General features: G+C 52.9%; 9 protein-coding genes. 3 read left to right on the forward strand and 6 right to left on the reverse strand.

Annotated elements, in window-relative coordinates; translation table 11 throughout:
• Nucleotides 1–5: 5 nt before the first annotated feature.
• Genes J5A66_RS03020 through J5A66_RS03030 form a run of 3 tightly spaced genes read right to left on the reverse strand, consistent with a single transcriptional unit; the run spans nucleotide 6 to nucleotide 6,373 of the window.
• Complete coding sequence (locus tag J5A66_RS03020; RefSeq protein WP_211790979.1) at nucleotides 6–1,292, reverse strand: glycan-binding surface protein; 1,287 nt, start codon at nucleotides 1,290–1,292, stop codon at nucleotides 6–8.
• Nucleotides 1,293–1,315: 23 nt separating this feature from the next.
• Nucleotides 1,316–3,073 carry a RagB/SusD family nutrient uptake outer membrane protein gene (locus tag J5A66_RS03025; protein ID WP_211790980.1) on the reverse strand — a complete coding sequence of 586 codons (1,758 nt, stop codon included), beginning with the start codon at nucleotides 3,071–3,073 and terminating at the stop codon, nucleotides 1,316–1,318.
• Nucleotides 3,074–3,091: 18 nt separating this feature from the next.
• Nucleotides 3,092–6,373 (reverse strand): TonB-dependent receptor, encoded by a 3,282-nt coding sequence (locus J5A66_RS03030; RefSeq protein ID WP_249110014.1) that lies wholly within the window; start codon nucleotides 6,371–6,373, stop codon nucleotides 3,092–3,094.
• A 792-nt stretch (nucleotides 6,374–7,165) separates the two neighbouring features.
• Between J5A66_RS03030 and J5A66_RS03035 the strand changes: the two genes are divergently transcribed.
• Genes J5A66_RS03035 through J5A66_RS03045 form a run of 3 tightly spaced genes read left to right on the forward strand, consistent with a single transcriptional unit; the run spans nucleotide 7,166 to nucleotide 10,561 of the window.
• Nucleotides 7,166–8,542: a bifunctional cytidylyltransferase/SDR family oxidoreductase gene (locus J5A66_RS03035; protein WP_211790981.1), complete on the forward strand. Its 1,377-nt coding sequence runs from the start codon at nucleotides 7,166–7,168 to the stop codon at nucleotides 8,540–8,542.
• Nucleotides 8,532–9,383 (forward strand): phosphorylcholine transferase LicD, encoded by an 852-nt coding sequence (locus J5A66_RS03040; RefSeq protein ID WP_211790982.1) that lies wholly within the window; start codon nucleotides 8,532–8,534, stop codon nucleotides 9,381–9,383. The genes J5A66_RS03035 and J5A66_RS03040 overlap by 11 nt, the downstream gene beginning before the upstream one ends.
• Nucleotides 9,383–10,561: a transglycosylase SLT domain-containing protein gene (locus J5A66_RS03045; RefSeq protein ID WP_211791412.1), complete on the forward strand. Its 1,179-nt coding sequence runs from the start codon at nucleotides 9,383–9,385 to the stop codon at nucleotides 10,559–10,561. The genes J5A66_RS03040 and J5A66_RS03045 overlap by 1 nt, the downstream gene beginning before the upstream one ends.
• A 135-nt stretch (nucleotides 10,562–10,696) precedes the next feature.
• Here J5A66_RS03045 and J5A66_RS03050 read toward each other — a convergent pair whose 3' ends face one another.
• The 3 genes from J5A66_RS03050 to ligA form a co-directional block, all read right to left on the reverse strand.
• Nucleotides 10,697–12,886: a glutamine synthetase III gene (locus J5A66_RS03050; RefSeq protein WP_211790983.1), complete on the reverse strand. Its 2,190-nt coding sequence runs from the start codon at nucleotides 12,884–12,886 to the stop codon at nucleotides 10,697–10,699.
• Nucleotides 12,887–13,228: 342 nt separating this feature from the next.
• Nucleotides 13,229–14,074 (reverse strand): type II pantothenate kinase, encoded by an 846-nt coding sequence (gene coaW / locus J5A66_RS03055; protein WP_211790984.1) that lies wholly within the window; start codon nucleotides 14,072–14,074, stop codon nucleotides 13,229–13,231.
• Between the two features lie 43 nt (nucleotides 14,075–14,117).
• A complete protein-coding gene (gene ligA / locus J5A66_RS03060; protein ID WP_211790985.1) occupies nucleotides 14,118–16,118 on the reverse strand; it encodes an NAD-dependent DNA ligase LigA in 2,001 nt (666 codons plus the stop codon).
• Nucleotides 16,119–16,225: the final 107 nt, after the last annotated feature.

Genomic DNA, 16,225 nt, shown 5'->3' on the forward strand with positions numbered 1-16,225 from the left:
TTTAATTATTTGGCAGGCACAAGCCTAACGTTGTCTATATGCAGTTCGGGCTCGCAGTCGGTTCCCTCTACGCCACCGCTCCAAAGGAAGAAGGTGAAACCCGTGAGTCGGTCTTTGGTGAGTGCCGAACCAGCCGTTTGTCCGTCGCCCGTTTTGTTAAAAGCCGAGAGGGGCATGTTTACTGTCACCCATTTGTCGCCCGTGTTATAGCTTCCATTTGCTTGCCAAGGAATCCACAAGCCGCGCGGCAGGTCTTTCTTGCCGTAGTATTGGCTGTTGGCGTTGGTGTATGTAACGTCGGCATTGCCTGTAAAGATGACTTGTAGGGCTGATGCACGCCACACCTTGTTGGCAGGTACACGGCATTCGAACTTCAAGACGAGGTCGGAAACGCTGCAAGTGTCGAGCATCGCGGCAATGGAAGGGATGCTAGAAATCTCTGGGAAGTTGTTGTTTGGTTCGGGCCAATAGTTCATGGCGAAGTTATCTTCGGCCCAAGTTGCACCAACTTTGCCCAACATCTTTACGCCGCCGAAGTAGAGATAGCTGCCGTCGATGCCGCCCGTACGTACGTTTCCGGCGCGCCAACCATGCCCTTTGGCCATTCCGCCGTGCGAACCGTCGAAGTCGAAGATGATGTTGCGCGTATCTTTATATACGAAGTCGGATTCGCCTTTGCCGTAAACCGACTGAACAATCACGCGTCCTGCGGTGGCACCTGTGGGCATTGTGAACGTGATGCTGTTCTTTGTGATGCTCTTGATGTCTGTAACGGGCACTGCACCATCGTTAAAAAGAACTTGCAAGGGCTTGTAGGGGTCTTGTATAAAATAATCGCCCGTGATGGCCACTTCCTCTCCTGCGGGTGCATACTCGCAGCTCATGGTCATCACCGAGGGTGGTGGTACAATCACATGGAAAGCATGCGTGGTGGTATCTCCATCGCCATTCACCATATATATATTATCGGTTACGGCCGAGGGGATTTCTCCGGGGATGTCTACAAGCAGCGTGTTGTCTGTGATAAAGCTCGAATTGAGCACCGCCTCCTTGTCGTTGAAGAACATGCGGCGAACACTTCGCAGGTTGCTACCCACCAAGCAGATGGTGCGTTGCATGTAACTTTGGGTGATTATCGAGTCGGCACTCTCGGGCAAGCGTATGTATTGCACCTGCGGAGAGCCGCCCGTGGGCTTGTATTCGTCGGGTTGGTCGCTACATGCGGTAAGGGCTAAGGTTGCCAAGGCAAGCCATGCGGCAAGCGAACGCAACGTTATGATGGAACGTTTCATTGTATGATGTATTTTTAAGCGGGTTAATAAGAATAGGTTGAACGTACGTCTACGTGTACGGCCTCGTTCAGAAGATTGCCGTTGAACACCACATCCTGACTTGGGAAGGGTAGCGTAAAGCTCTGAGGAGTTACGTTAGGGGCCTGTGCATCGGGATTGTATCGCATGTCAGTGGTGTTTACATTCCATGCGCCACTCTTGTAATAGTTCTCGTATAGGGTGTTCAGCCCGAAGAACGCACCACGCTTTTGGGCTTTCAATTCGGCTATGCTGCCTGCCATGTCGTAGTAACTACGACGCACAAAGTCGTACCAGCGGTCGCCCTCGATGGCCAATTCCAGTCGACGTTCTTTCCAAACGTCTTGCCAAGAGATGCTTGTTGGGCGCGATGCCGACTTCACTGCCCTGCTGCGAACCTTATAAAAGGCGTCGATAGCTGTGGCGTCGGTGGTGGATGTGCCGTTACCTATCACGGCTTCGGCATACACCAAGTACACGTCTGAGAGCCTAAGCACGGGCGTTGGCAAACTGCTGTGCATGTTAGATGCCGATATTCCGTCAATGGCGAACGTCTTATGGTCGTACGCATCGCCGTAAAGATGTTTTACATTGTTGGCACCTGTGGCGCTTTGCAGCTTGCCGGGGCCGCCACTACCATAGTTGTCGGCATCGTACATAAATTGTAAATAGTTGAAACCCTTACGCCCTTTGTTGTCTGTTTTGTCGGTCCAGAAGTAATCGTAAAAGTCGCCTGCCATCATCATTGTGGCCTTTCTACGGGTGTCTACCTCACTTCTGCTTTCGGGATTTTCGGTTGGCGACACGCCGAAAGCCTCTTGCAAGTCTATCGACGGACCATTATATCCGCCCCAGCAGTCGCCAAATTCGTCAAAACCCACCATGGCCAAGTCGCTTTGCAGGGTGTTTTGTACGGTCCAAATGCTGGTGTCGGCCGTCCACATCCATGCGAAAAGAAACTCCCTGTTCATGGCGTTTTGCAGGCGGAATACATCAGAATAGTTCGCCATCAACGTGCGCCCGCTGTTGTCTATCACGTCTTTGGCATACGTTGCGGCCTTTTTCAGGTCGTCGGCATTGCGTTGTCCGTTGCCATTAGCGTTCACACCGCTTTTGGTTAGGTACACTTTAGCGAGCAATCCCTCGGCCGAGTAATAGTCTATACGGCCTGGCGAACCCTGGCGAGGCAACAGTTGCATGGCCTTTTCAAGTGTAAGGATGATGTATTCGTACACGTCGGCCTTCTTCACTCTACTCACATTGCTGTACGAACCGTCGGCAAGCATGGCCGAGTTGTCGTGAATGATGGGCACATCCCCAAACGAACGCACCAAGAAGAAGTAGGCCATAGCCTTCCATGCCAGACATTCGCCCATGCACTGGTTCTTTATGGCTTGCGATGCCGTGGCGTTTTTGAGGTTGTTGTACACGGTGTTGGCATGCCCGATAACCGACCACAACGAGTAAGACATGTTCATCAAGTCGCCATCGGTGCTGTTAACGGTGAGCGTTAAGTAAGGGCTAGAACCCCAATAGTAATTGCCCGACATCACTTCGCCCACCTTAATGAAGCCGCGTTGGAAGTCGTACCAAGGCGAATTATATAGATAGTTCACACCTTGCACGCACTGGTTGTCGTCCTTATAAAAGGTTCCTGCGTTGTAAGAGTCTTCTGCTGGCCTGTCCAGAAAGTCGTTGCACGATGTTGTAAGCGCGCCCGTTGCTAGGGCGATGGCCATATATAGATATGTTAAACGTTTCATCTTGAAGAAGGTTGATTGTTAGAAAGTGAGGTTAAGGCCAAACGAATAGGTGGTTGGCGAGGGATAGCGGCCGTTGTCTAAGCCGTAAGTGTAACCGTTGATGTCGGCCGTGCTGGCACCAATTTCGGGGTCGTAACCATCATAACCCGTTATGGTAAGCAGGTTTTGGATGTTTACATACACGCGAAGATTGTCTATTCCCCATTTAGAAATCCACTTTTTGGGCAGCGTATAGCCCAAAGCGATGTTCTTCAAACGGATGTAAGAACCGTCTTCAATATAGCGGTCGCTAATCACATCGTTGTCGTTAGGGTCGGTAATGGTGGCGCGGGGGATGTTTGTTCCGGGGTTAGCCACGCGTATATTGCCAGCATCGGTATACCAATAACTACCTGGTGCATAAGTCTTCGACGGGTCGATGGGTTCCAATCGGGCGCGTTTGGTAACGTCTTTCAGCTGATTGCTCCACAAGCTGTTCATGTGGGTGAGCTTCATTTTCATGTAGTTGTACACCTTGTTGCCGTAGGTTCCGTTAACAAATACGTTGAGGTCGAAGTTCTTGTAGCGGAAAGTATTGGTCCATCCGAAAGTGAATTTGGGCATAGGCGACCCGATGTTGGTCTTGTCGTAGTCGTCGATCTTGCCGTCGGGCTTACCTTCTGGACCGCTGATGTCTTTGAATTTCAGGTCGCCAATCCATGGGGTTGTGTTGCGGTCGAAGCTCTTTCCGTCAGCAGGATATTTTGAAGTCTTGGGCGATGTTTCAAGGTCGGCCAAGTCTTTATACACACCATCGGTAACGAAACCATAGAAACTGTACAGCGATTCGCCCACGTTCGACACACTAATCACGTCGTTCCACTGGCCGTAACCCACGATGGCGGCGTTCTTTGTGCCCGAAAGGGCCACCAATTTGTTTTTGTTCCACGATATTTGGAACTCCGAATCCCATTGAAAAGCACCCGTCAGGGGATGCGCATTCACCGTAAGTTCTAATCCCGTGTTGCGTATGGTGCCGTAGTTTCCGTAGGGAGCGGCCAAGACGGAGGAGATGTTGCCCGATGTTCCCATGTAAGAGGGGAGTTGAAGGGGCATCAACATGTCGCGCGACTCTTTGCGATACCAATCCACCGTGAAGCTAATACGATCGTTCAGTACGCCCAAATCCAGTCCCACGTTCCATTGTTCTTGACTTTCCCACTGCACATCTAAGTTGGGAATGTTGTCCGGGCGATAGGCTTTGCCCAGCAAAGTAGGCATTGCTCTCATTAAAGTTCCCCATTTATACGAGCCGATGTTGGCATTACCCGTTTGTCCCCAGCCAGCGCGTAGTTTACCGTTGTTCACGTATTTGGCTACGGGGCTCTTTACGAAGAAAGGCTCGTTGGTGAAGCGCCACGATGCAGCGAACGAATGGAAGCCGGCCCAACGTTTGTTAGGACCAAAGTTCGAGCTGCCGTCGTAGCGGTAAGTGTAGGTGGCGTTATAGCGATCGTTGAAGGCGTAAGTGAGTCGGGTGAAGAACGATGCCATAGCCGAACTGCCGAAACCAACGCCGATAGCGGGCGTGCCGGCACCTAAAGCAGGGTTGTTAACGGTGTTGGCGGGCAGGTCGGTATTCTCTGTCCGATTGTTGTCGTACGAGCTTTCCCACATCTCTTGACCAAGCATGGCCGAGAACGAGTGCTTGCCTAAGGTGTTGGCGTAGGTTACGTAGTTCTTCAATTGCCAGAAGGTGCCCGACGATTTCTGAACCGATGCAGAGTTCTTTGTACGTTTCCAAGTACCCAAATCCACAGTGGGCATAAAGCGGCGACCACGATCTGAACTAAGGTCATAGCCCACTTCGGCGTGCCAAACCAAGTGCTTGATAGGCGTTATTTCGAAGAAAAGGTTACCGTTAAGCTTGCGCCTGTTCAGCAATATTTGGTTGAGCATGGCCATAGCGATGGGGTTGGGGTTGGTAAATCCCTCTTTCGACACCGACGAGTAGCCGCCGTTGATGTTATAGATCTGTATGTCGGGCGGTGTGGTGAGCGAGTAGTTGATGATGCCCGCATCGCTATCGGCCAGTTTCAAGTCGTCGTTGGTGTTCGAGAAGTTTACGCTCATGCCCAGCTTCAGCCACGATTTCAGTTGCGCATCGAGGTTGGCGCGCATGCCCAGTCGGTCGAATTTGCTGCCGATCAGCGTTCCTTCTTGCGACATGTAGTTGCCCGACACGTAGTATTGTACCTTTTCCGACCCACCTTGTGCAGCAATTTGGTGCGAGTGTTGCAGTGCGGTGCGGAAGATAGCATCTTGCCAATTGGTGCCTTTACCCAGCAACGAAGGGTCGGCAAAGTGCTTATCGGCCTCGGTAGAGTTGAGCTGGCCCGTTGTGACAAAGTCATTATAGTAGTCGGCAAACTCTTGTAGGTTCATCACGTCCAAGCGTTTGCCCTGTCTGCTCCATGCGGCCATGCCGTCGTAGGTGAACTTTGCCTCGCCCGCCTTACCTCGGCGCGTGGTGATCAGCACCACTCCATTGGCCCCTTGGGCACCATATATGGCCGTGGCCGAGGCATCTTTCAATATCTCCATCGACACAATGTCGTTGGGGTTGATGGTAGACAGGGGCGAAACGGTTGACACTTTGCCGTTGCCCAGTGCGTCGCCCAGTCCCAAAGAGGAGCCACTGGCACCGCTACCTTGCATGATGACGCCGTCGATCACATACAGCGGTTCGGCGTTGGCATTGATGGTGGCCTGTCCGCGCACACGAATGCTCGACGAAGTGCCGGGCGCACCCGATGTGCTAACGGCCGTTACGCCTGCTGCACGCCCTTGCAAAGTTTGGTCTAAGGAGGTGACGATAGAGCCGCGAAGCTTCTTTTCGTCCATCGTTACCGAAGCCCCCGACACGTCGCTCTTCTTCATCACGCCGTAGCCTACCACGACAACCTCGTTGAGCGTGTTGTTATCTTCGCTCAAAACGATGGTCATTGTTGTGCCGCTGGCTTTCACTTCTTTAGCCGCATAGCCGATGTACGATACTTCTAAGATGGCTCCCTGCGGTGCATTGAGCGTGAAGTTGCCGTCGAGATCGGTCACTGTGGCGTTGGTGGTTCCTTTCACTTTCACCGTCGCACCGATAATCGACTCGCGCCCATCGGTCACACGTCCCGTGATCTTACGCGTCTGTTGGACAGCAAAAACCCTACTGTCGGCTGCGTCTGCCCATATCTTTGGCGATGGGAACAACATCGCGAGTGCGAGGCATCCCGCAAGCCCAGTCATTTTGTTTGGATTGAAATTCATTGTTATTGGGTAAGATTGATTGTATTAAAAATATCGAAAGGTACTGGGATTTTGCAGCTCCCAGCGAGACTGAATACGAGTCTTGACACCTGCCTTTGGCTTGGTGCCCGTTGGTCTTTACTTCTGCTTGCAAAGATAGCCATTCTCATGAAAGAGAAATGACATTATTTTGTTATTTATCGATACGATATTGACCAACTGGAGGCTCTACTTCTTTTTTAGGAGAAGAAAATAAAGAAATGTTCTTTTTTCGAACAATTCTATCTCTTCTTACACCTTATTATATATAACGCTCCGCTTCTTTATTTTCAAAAGCCGATGGAGCAAAAACTCATCTCCTAGCTTTCGCCTCGTGTTTTCTTAGCTTTTGCAATGTGTTTTCTTAGCTTTTAGCGTGCATTTTCTTAGCTTTTGAATAGAGATTTGCAACCGTTTGATAATGAAGAACTTATAAATTCATTCCCCAAAAGAAACCTTCTCGACTCTCGACAGGCTTTTTAGAGGGCCGGTAACGCCGCTCCCTATGCGGAGACCTCTTCTTTTTCCGCTTCTTTAGAAAGAGCATTTGCCTTTCCTCTCTGCTAAAAATGTCATGCCGGTAAATACCCTTTTGGAGGCTTTTCCGAAAGAGAAAGGGAGGAAATAGAGCGGCCTGCGAACAGGATTCTTGGCTAATTAATAACTTTCCACTACTTTTGCATATCCTATCACAAGTCTCTTTCACCGATGCTTGGCAAGCATCTTCCTTTTGAAAGGAAAGACAGAAGGGGGCCCACTTGATCATCCCAAAGAATGAAAAGACGTAACATTGCCGTTGTTTTGGCAGGCGGCGTAGGCAAGCGGTTAGGCATCTCGATGCCCAAGCAGTTTTTTAAGGTGGCCGGAAAGATGGTGATCGAACATACCATCGATGTTTTCGAGCGCAACAAAGGCATCGACGAGGTGGCCATTGTCAGCAATCCGATGCTCGTTTCGGACATCGAGACCATCGTTTTGAAGAATGGATGGACGAAGGTGAAGCGTATCCTCAAAGGTGGAAGCGAGCGTTATGAGTCGAGTTTGTCGGCCATCCGTGCCTACGAAGGCGAAGAGGTGAATCTTGTTTTCCATGATGCCGTCCGCCCGTTGCTCAGTCAGCGCATTCTCAACGAGGTGCTCGAGGCACTGAAAACTCACGATGCCATCGACGTGGCGATGCCCTCTGCCGACACCATCATCGAGGTGGAAGGGAGTTTTATCCGGTCCATCCCCGACCGTTCGCGGTTGCGTCGCGGGCAGACCCCGCAGGCTTTCGCCATCGAGGTGATAGGCAAGGCTTATGAAAAGGCCTTGTGCGACGCCGCGTTTAAAACCACCGATGACTGCGGCGTGGTGAAAAAATACCTGCCCGAGGTGCCTATTTATGTGGTTACGGGCGAGGAGAGCAATATGAAGCTCACCTACAAGGAAGACACTTACATGATCGACAAGCTCTTCCAACTCAAGAATACAGAACCCGACCGCCAAGACCTCTCCCGCCTCAATCTGTCGGGAAAGGTGGCTATCGTTTTCGGTGGAAGCTATGGTATCGGAGCCGTGACGGCGCAGATGCTCGAAGAGCGGGGCGCAAAGGTCTACCGTTTCTCGCGCAGTGGCAATGGCATCGACGTAGGCAAACGCCCGGATGTGGCCTCGGCTATGCGCCAAGTGGCGGATGCTGAAGGCCGTATCGACTATGTGATCAACACCGCCGGACTGCTCAACAAGGAGCCACTGGCGGCGATGAACTACGAGGCGATTCTCTATAGCGTGCAAACCAACTACTTGGGGGTGGTGAACGTGGCCCTCGAGGCTTATCCTTTCCTGCGCGAAAGCAAGGGCCGACTGGTGTTTTTCACTTCCTCGTCCTACACGCGCGGCAGGGCTTTCTACAGCATCTACTCGTCTACCAAGGCGGCCATCGTCAACTTTGTGCAGGCTGTGGCCCAGGAATGGGAGGGCGAGGGCATACGCATCAACTGCATCAACCCCGAAAGAACGAAGACGCCTATGCGCACCAAGAACTTCGGAATCGAACCCGACGACACGCTGCTCACACCCGAACGGGTGGCCGAGGCTACGCTGCGCACGCTCGTCTCCGACTATACGGGGCAGGTGATCGATGTGAGGAGGCCCAGCCATGAAGCATAATGCGCCGCTCGAGGCCTTTCAACAACGCCAGTTGCGGGCCTGCCAGCTCAAGCAACTCGGCATTCTCGAGGCGATCGATGCCATCTGCCGCCGGCACGACATCTGCTATTGGCTCGACGGTGGCACACTGCTCGGGGCGGTGAGACATGGCGGTTTCATTCCCTGGGACGACGATATCGACATCGCCATGCCCTGGGAGGAAATGCAACGCTTCGTCAAGGTGGCACAGAAAGAGCTGCCCGAGGGCCTCGTCTTGCAGTCGGCCCTCACCGAGAAAGGGCTGAAAGAGCCCATCACCAAGGTGCGCGATACGAATTCTTTCCTTGTTGAACCGGGCGATAACTTTGCCGAGAACTATGCCAAGGGTCTTTATGTAGACATCTTTCCCTTTGTTGCCTACCCCAATCTGCCGCGAAAGCTTGTCAAACGTCTCACCCTGGGCATATCGAAAAGCTATTCGATTCTGCATAAAGCCCACCGATACAGTCTGCGAGCGTTGGCCGAATTCTTTTGGTTCGGCACTAAATATGCTGTCTGCCGCCTGCTGTGGGCCACTCTCTCGGCCATCTTCAGAGGTCGAGATGTGTATATCTCCAACATTCTCATCAACAACGGATATGGCATTATGCATCGGAGGGACAGTGTATTTCCCGTCGGCGAGATACGCTTCGAGGGCAAATCATTCAGGGCTCCGGCCCGGCCCGATGCCTATCTCAAAGACCTCTACCGCAACTATATGGACATTCCGCCGGTAGAGAAACGAAAGATACACGCCGTGTTTATGTTGAGCAGTTTGGATGGGGGTGCTTCTGTCTCGCAAAACGTCAAGTCGAAAGGATGATGAGGCATCGATATCTGCTCTGGTTGCTGCTGTTGCTCACCACTGTTGGGGCCTGTTCGCAAAAGAAAGAACGAATCAACACCCCGTGGGGAACCACGTTGGGCGAGGATAGTGTGCCCTCTTCGGGTACGTTTGCCTTGAAAGACATTGTCGATCACGGAGAACTGATTATGTTGACGCTCACCGGTCCCGAGAATTATTATGACTATCACGGTCATGGAATGGGACTGCAATATCTGCTTTGCGAGAAATTTGCTAAGACCTTGGGCGTGTCTTTGCGTGTGGAAGTGTGCAAAGACACGGCCGAGATGGTGAAGAAACTGAAGAGCGGAGACGGAGATTTGATTGCTTTTTTCTTGCCCGACACGATTAGAGGACTGCGCTTTTGTGGGGCCACTCAGGGAGATTCGTCGCGCCGATGGGCTGTGCTGGCGGAGAATCGCTCGCTGGCCGATACGCTCAATGGTTGGTTTCGCCCTGCATTGCTGACGCAAATCAAGGCCGAAGAGCGGTTTGTGCTGTCGGGACAAAGCATTAAGAGACATGTCTATTCGCCTATGCTCGACCGATCGGGCGGCATTATTTCCCATTACGATCCTCTTTTTAAGAAGTATGCACCCATGGCTCGATGGGATTGGCGTCTGTTGGCGGCACAGTGTTACCAAGAGTCGACCTTCGACCCACAGGCTCGTTCGTGGGCCGGGGCTTGCGGACTGATGCAGATCATGCCCGCCACAGCGGCCCATCTGGGCTTGCCCGCGGCACAAATGCACGAACCGGAACCCAATATTGCTGCCGCAACACGCTATCTTCGCGAACTGGATGGTAAGTTTGCCGACATCGCTCATCGCATGGAACGTATCCGTTTTGTTCTGGCCAGCTATAATGGAGGGCCTGGTCACATACGCGATGCCATGGCGTTGGCCCGCAAACATGGTTTCAACCCACACTGCTGGGAGGAGGTTGCGCCTTTTGTGCTGCGCCTGAGCTCTGCCTCCTTCTACAACGACCCCGTTGTGCGCTACGGATATATGAGAGGTAGCGAAACGGTAGACTATGTCAGGCGCATCCTCGGACGATGGGAACAGTATTCGTCCATGGCCCCGGGCGGATCGTTGGAGGGATTCGGATCGGCTATTCCACAGAAGGCCACCAAGAAATATCGTTTCCATCTGTAGTTGCTCTGAAGGAAGTGGACACCCTTTAGGCAAGGGTATGCAATAGGCTTCAAAAGAAAGTCCGATGCGGGAGAAGCGCATCGGACTTTTTGTATGCCGCATAGCGGCGGAGTGGGGAGGAGTGGCGAGGGGGTGTTAGCGGATGAAGAGCAGTTCGCGATACTTGGGTAGCGTCCACAATTCATCGGCAACGAGCAGCTCGAGCTTGTCCACTTGGTAGCGGATGACTTCCAATCGCGGTGCGATGGTGTCGTGATAGGCAATGGCTTTCTCTCGTTCGGTTTCAATGCGGTTGGCTATCTTACGCGCGTTCACGAGCTCTTCTACCTCGGTTTCGATCACCTGTGTGCGTTCGGCAATCTCTTCGATGATTTTCACGTTGCGTGAGGTGAGGCAAGAGGCCTTCTCACGCGAGAAAATATCGAACATGCTCTGCACGTTTTTGGCTAATCGACTTTGATAATGAGTGGCTACGGGGATGATATGGTTCATGCAGAGGTCGCCCAGAACGCGGGCTTCGATTTGTATTTTCTTGGTGTAGGTCTCCCATTTCACTTCGTTGCGGGCTTCCAATTCGTTGCGACGCATGACGTTGAGCTGTTCGAAGAGTTGGATGCTGGCGGGATCTAAATATCGATCGAACACCAAGGGGCAACTTGTTTCGCAGTCTAATCCGCGTCGGCGGGCCTCTTCCACCCATGCCTCCGAGTAGCCGTTGCCGTCGAAATGGATGGGCTTGCAGGTGCGAATGTCGTCGCGTAGGACATCGATGATGGCATGTGTGCGTTCTTCGCCTTGAGCGATGAGGGCATCGACGCGGGCTTTAAAGCTGTTCAGAGCCTCGGCCACGGCTGAGTTCAGCACGATAAGAGCTGACGAGCAGTTGGCCTCCGAACCCAGGGCGCGGAACTCAAAGCGGTTGCCGGTGAAGGCAAAGGGAGATGTACGGTTGCGGTCGGTGTTGTCAATAAGGAGTTGGGGGATCTGTTCGATGTCCAGTTCGATGCCCTTTTTGCCTGCTACGGCAAAGAGTTCTTCCTTATCGGCCTTTTCGATATGGTCGAGCAAGTCACTGAGTTGTTTGCCCAAGAACGAAGAAATGATAGCCGGCGGGGCTTCATGTCCGCCCAATCGATGGGCGTTGGTGGCACTCATGATCGAGGCTTTGAGCAATCCGTTGTGGCGATAGACGCCCATGAGCGTTTCGACGACGAAGACGACGAAGCGCAGATTCTCCTCTTGCGTCTTGCCTGGGGCGTGGAGCAGTACGCCCGTATCGGTAGAGAGGCTCCAGTTGTTGTGCTTTCCGCTGCCGTTGATGCCGGCGAAAGGCTTTTCGTGCAGTAGCACGCGGAAGCTGTGTTTGCGGGCAATGCGTTTCATGAGCGACATGAGCAGCATGTTATGGTCTACGGCAAGGTTGGCTTCTTCGAAGATGGGGGCCAGTTCAAACTGATTGGGGGCCACCTCGTTGTGGCGCGTTTTGCAGGGGATGCCCAGTTCGAGGGCCTGTATCTCGAGGTCTTTCATGAAGGCCTGCACGCGTTCGGGGATGGTTCCGAAGTAGTGATCGTCCATCTGTTGGTTTTTGGCCGAATCGTGCCCCATGAGCGTTCGACCGGTCAGCATCAGGTCGGGGCGAGCGAAGTAGAGACTTTCGTCAACCAGGAAGTATTCTTGTTCCCAACCCAGATTGCAGGTGACCTTTTTCACTTGCGGGTCGAAATATCGTGCTACGGCGGCTGCGGCGGTGTTCACAGCTTGCAACGACCGGAGGAGAGGGGCTTTATAGTCGAGCGATTCGCCCGTGTAGGAAATGAAGATGGTGGGGATGCAAAGTGTGTCGTCGATGATGAAGACGGGCGATGTGGGGTCCCAGGCGGAGTAGCCGCGTGCCTCGAAGGTGTTGCGGATGCCGCCGTTGGGAAATGACGAGGCATCGGGTTCTTGCTGAACAAGTAGCTTACCCGAGAATTCTTCAATCATTCCGCCCTTTCCGTCGGGTTCTACGAAGGCGTCGTGCTTCTCAGCCGTACCTTCGGTCAGGGGTTGAAACCAGTGTGTGTAATGGGTGACACCGTTCTCGTTGGCCCATTTTTTCATTCCCTCTGCCACGGCATCGGCCATATTTCGGTCCAAGCGTGTACCGTTGTCGATGACATCGGTGAGCTTCTCGTACACGTCGGCGGATAGGTATTTGTACATCTTGGCACGGTTGAAAACGTATTTGCCAAAGAACTCCGATGGACGTTCGATGGGAGTTATCACCTCTACCGGCTTCTTTTTGTAGGCCTCTTCCACGGCCTTGAATCGTAAATTTGCCATGATTGTTTGTCGTTTTTTTCGCTTGCAAATGTACAACATTTTGCGTGGACGCAGGGGACTTGGCTGGATAAAATGCGCCTTCGCCACCCCTGCCAGAATATTTTATTGGGGATATGAAATGCGAGGAGAGCGGAAATAATTTATTTTCTCATCGCGGAGATCAAAATCAGGTTTAAATAATTTATTTTTCCACTGCGGAGACTAAATATGCCGGAAAATAATTTATTTTCCTATCGCGGAGCAAAAAAACGGGCTTGACTAATTTATTTTCCCACTGCTTAGCGAAAGATTGCGGAAAAATAAATTATTTCGGAGCCGACTGGGCTGGGTGTAACCCATATTTTATTTCGGATGGGCTTCGTGATGGGTTTTGAAATAGTGGAGGGCTGCCCCGATGGCAGTACAGAATTCGCTGTATTTGGGGATGCGGAAGTGCACGTGGTAGAGCCGTTCCATGGCCGGAAATACCTCTTTGCACTGTGGCAGGAGGGTGAGGTTGCCGATGAGGACAAACTCTTTGATGCCTGTGTTGAGAGAGGAGAGGATAGTACCGCTGCCAATGGATTGGAGCACGAGGCAGACCAGACCCAGGGCAATGTCCTCGCGCGAGGCGTTGCTCTTGGCGTTGCCGAAGAGACTGGCTGTGGCATCCATCGGCAGTCCGGGCAGAGGTTGGGCACTGATGTCACCAATAAGGAGGTTGATGTTCGAGATGTCGCCTTGCATGGCCAGGGTAGACACTTGCTTGATGTCATCGGTCTTGAGCAGAATGCGCGACAGGCCTTGAAGGGTTCCGCCGCCGATGCCGATGCCGCCGATATGTTCGATGCGAGGACCATCACACTGAACAAGCGAGGTTCCTGTGCCCATGCTGACGACAATCATACGGTCGAGACCGGTTTCGTAGCGCGCTCCTAGTCCGTCAGCCAGAAATTCCTCGGCCTTACCGGTGGGTAGTCCGTAAATGGGTGTGTCGATGTAGGCTGATCCCACGCCGGTGAGCATCACTTGTTCAACGTCTGAGAGACTGATTTTGTTGTCGTAGAGATATTTCCCAAAAGCCCCGTAGAGCGAGGTGATGGGATCGGTGGCTTTAATGCGTAGCGGCGAGATGACGATGCTGTCGCGATTGATGCCTACAATTTTAGTGGTGCTGATGCCCACGTCGATACCGATGACGATTCCCATAGTTTGTGTTGTTGCGTTTGTGTTGGATTTGGACGGAGAGATTTCAGTCGTTGATAAGCCGTAGAAACTCGTCTTCGCTCATCACCTTGATGCCCAGTTGTTCGGCCTTTTGAAGTTTGGCAGGTCCCATGTTGGCTCCGGCCAGGATGAAGGAGGTCTTGCTGCTGATGGAGCCGACGTTTTTGCCGCCATGTTGCTCGATAAGGGCTTTGTATTGGTCACGATTGTAATGCTCGAACACGCCGCTGATGACAATGTTCTGACCCTCGAGCCGATGGGTGAGGCCTTGCTGCCAGGAGGTGGCGAGGGCCATTTGCAGTCCGTAGCCACGCAGCCGCTCCACGATGGTCCGGTTGTCGGGGTTGCGGAAGTAGCGGATGATGCTCTCGGCTATCACACGACCCACGCCTTCCACTTCGAGAAGCTCATCAAGACGGGCTTCCATCAGTGCGTCCATTGATTTGAAGTGGCGTGCAAGAACCCGGGCCGAAGTCTCGCCTACGAAGCGGATGCCCAGGGCGAAGAGTACGCGCTCGAAGGGAACGGCGAGCGAGGCATGGATGCCGTTGACGATTTTCCGGGCCGACTTCTGACGCGATCCGTCGCCGTCGATCTGTTCGATGCGAATGTCGTAGAGGTCGGCGATGTTGTGAATGAGACCACGGCGGTAGTATTCGTCTACGGTTTCAGGACCGATGGAGTCGATATTCATGGCTCGACGGGCAATGAAGTGTTCGATTCTCCCTTTGATTTGCGGTGGACAACCCGAGTCGTTGGGACAGTAGTGGGCTGCTTCGCCATCGTAGCGTACCAGTTGTGCACCGCATTCAGGGCAACGGTCGACAAACTTAACGGGCTGAGCCGCGGCGTCGCGGCGGGTGAGATCTACGCCCACGATTTTAGGAATGATTTCGCCGCCTTTCTCGACATAAACGTAGTCGCCCAAGTGGAGGTCGAAGCTGCGGATGAAGTCTTCGTTGTTGAGTGTAGCGCGGCGCACAGTGGTTCCGGCCAGTAGTACTGCGTCCATGTTGGCTACGGGAGTGACGGCTCCGGTTCGGCCCACTTGGTAGGATACGTCATTGAGTCGGGTGCACACGCGTTCGGCTTTGAATTTATAGGCGATGGCCCAACGTGGACTTTTGGCCGTGAAACCCAGAGTGCGTTGCTGCCGGCCGCTGTTCACCTTGAGCACGATGCCATCGGTGGCCACGGGCAGATCGTGTCGTGCCGTTTCCCAGTGGGCGATGAAGCGGTAGATGTCTTCCAACGTATCTACCTTTTGCATACCCTCGCTGATAGGGAATCCCCACTGCCGAGCGGCCTGGAGATTTTCGTAATGACCATCGAAGGGCACCTCGTCGCCGAGCAGATAATAAAGGTAGGCGTCGAGATGCCGACGGGCCACGAGCCGCGAGTCGAGACTTTTGAGCGTGCCACTAGCGGCGTTGCGTGGATTGGCCAGGAGAGGTTCTTCAGCAGCCTGGCGTTCGATATTGATTTCTTCGAACACACTCCAGGGCATGAGCACTTCGCCACGTATCTCGAATTGGTGTGGATATCCCTTTCCGGGGAGCACCAGCGGGATGGTGCGGATAGTGCGGACGTTCGCCGTTACATCATCGCCGCGAGTACCGTCGCCGCGAGTCACGGCGCGCAGGAGTCGGCCTTCTTCGTAGGTGAGAGAGATGGAGAGACCATCGTATTTGAGTTCGCAGCACACCTCGAAAGGTTCGCCACCGAGGTCTCGTCGAATGTTCTCATACCAGCCTGCCACTTCCTCTTCATTGTAGGTGTTCGCTAGCGAGAGCATCGGATAACGGTGGGTCACCTGGGAGAAGCCTTCACTCAGATCGCTACCCACTCGTTGTGTGGGCGAGTTGGGGTCGAAGAGTTCAGGATGTCGGGCTTCGAGCTCCTGGAGTTGGTGCATGAGGCGGTCGAACTCTTCGTCAGTCACGTCCGACCGGTTCAGCACATAATACCGATAGTTGTAGTCGTGGAGCTGTGTTCGCAATTTTCTGATCTGCTCTTTTTCTTCCATATCGTTTGAGGATTTTCGCGCTTCCGTCGACATTGTCAACGGAAGCGCGAGTTTTTTTATTCTCTGAGAATGGTGTTTTGCTGAGGTTTACATCCTGCTGATAGAAA

The organism is Prevotella sp. oral taxon 475, from assembly GCF_018127805.1.
Lineage (GTDB): Bacteria > Bacteroidota > Bacteroidia > Bacteroidales > Bacteroidaceae > Prevotella.

Coding starts and splice junctions, on each gene's coding strand:
- J5A66_RS03020 (WP_211790979.1), bottom strand. CDS start 1,292: ATGAAACGTTCCATCATAACGTTGCGTTCGCTTGCCGCATGGCTTGCC.
- J5A66_RS03025 (WP_211790980.1), bottom strand. CDS start 3,073: ATGAAACGTTTAACATATCTATATATGGCCATCGCCCTAGCAACGGGC.
- J5A66_RS03030 (WP_249110014.1), bottom strand. CDS start 6,373: ATGAATTTCAATCCAAACAAAATGACTGGGCTTGCGGGATGCCTCGCA.
- J5A66_RS03035 (WP_211790981.1), top strand. CDS start 7,166: ATGAAAAGACGTAACATTGCCGTTGTTTTGGCAGGCGGCGTAGGCAAG.
- J5A66_RS03040 (WP_211790982.1), top strand. CDS start 8,532: ATGAAGCATAATGCGCCGCTCGAGGCCTTTCAACAACGCCAGTTGCGG.
- J5A66_RS03045 (WP_211791412.1), top strand. CDS start 9,383: ATGAGGCATCGATATCTGCTCTGGTTGCTGCTGTTGCTCACCACTGTT.
- J5A66_RS03050 (WP_211790983.1), bottom strand. CDS start 12,886: ATGGCAAATTTACGATTCAAGGCCGTGGAAGAGGCCTACAAAAAGAAG.
- coaW (WP_211790984.1), bottom strand. CDS start 14,074: ATGGGAATCGTCATCGGTATCGACGTGGGCATCAGCACCACTAAAATT.
- ligA (WP_211790985.1), bottom strand. CDS start 16,118: ATGGAAGAAAAAGAGCAGATCAGAAAATTGCGAACACAGCTCCACGAC.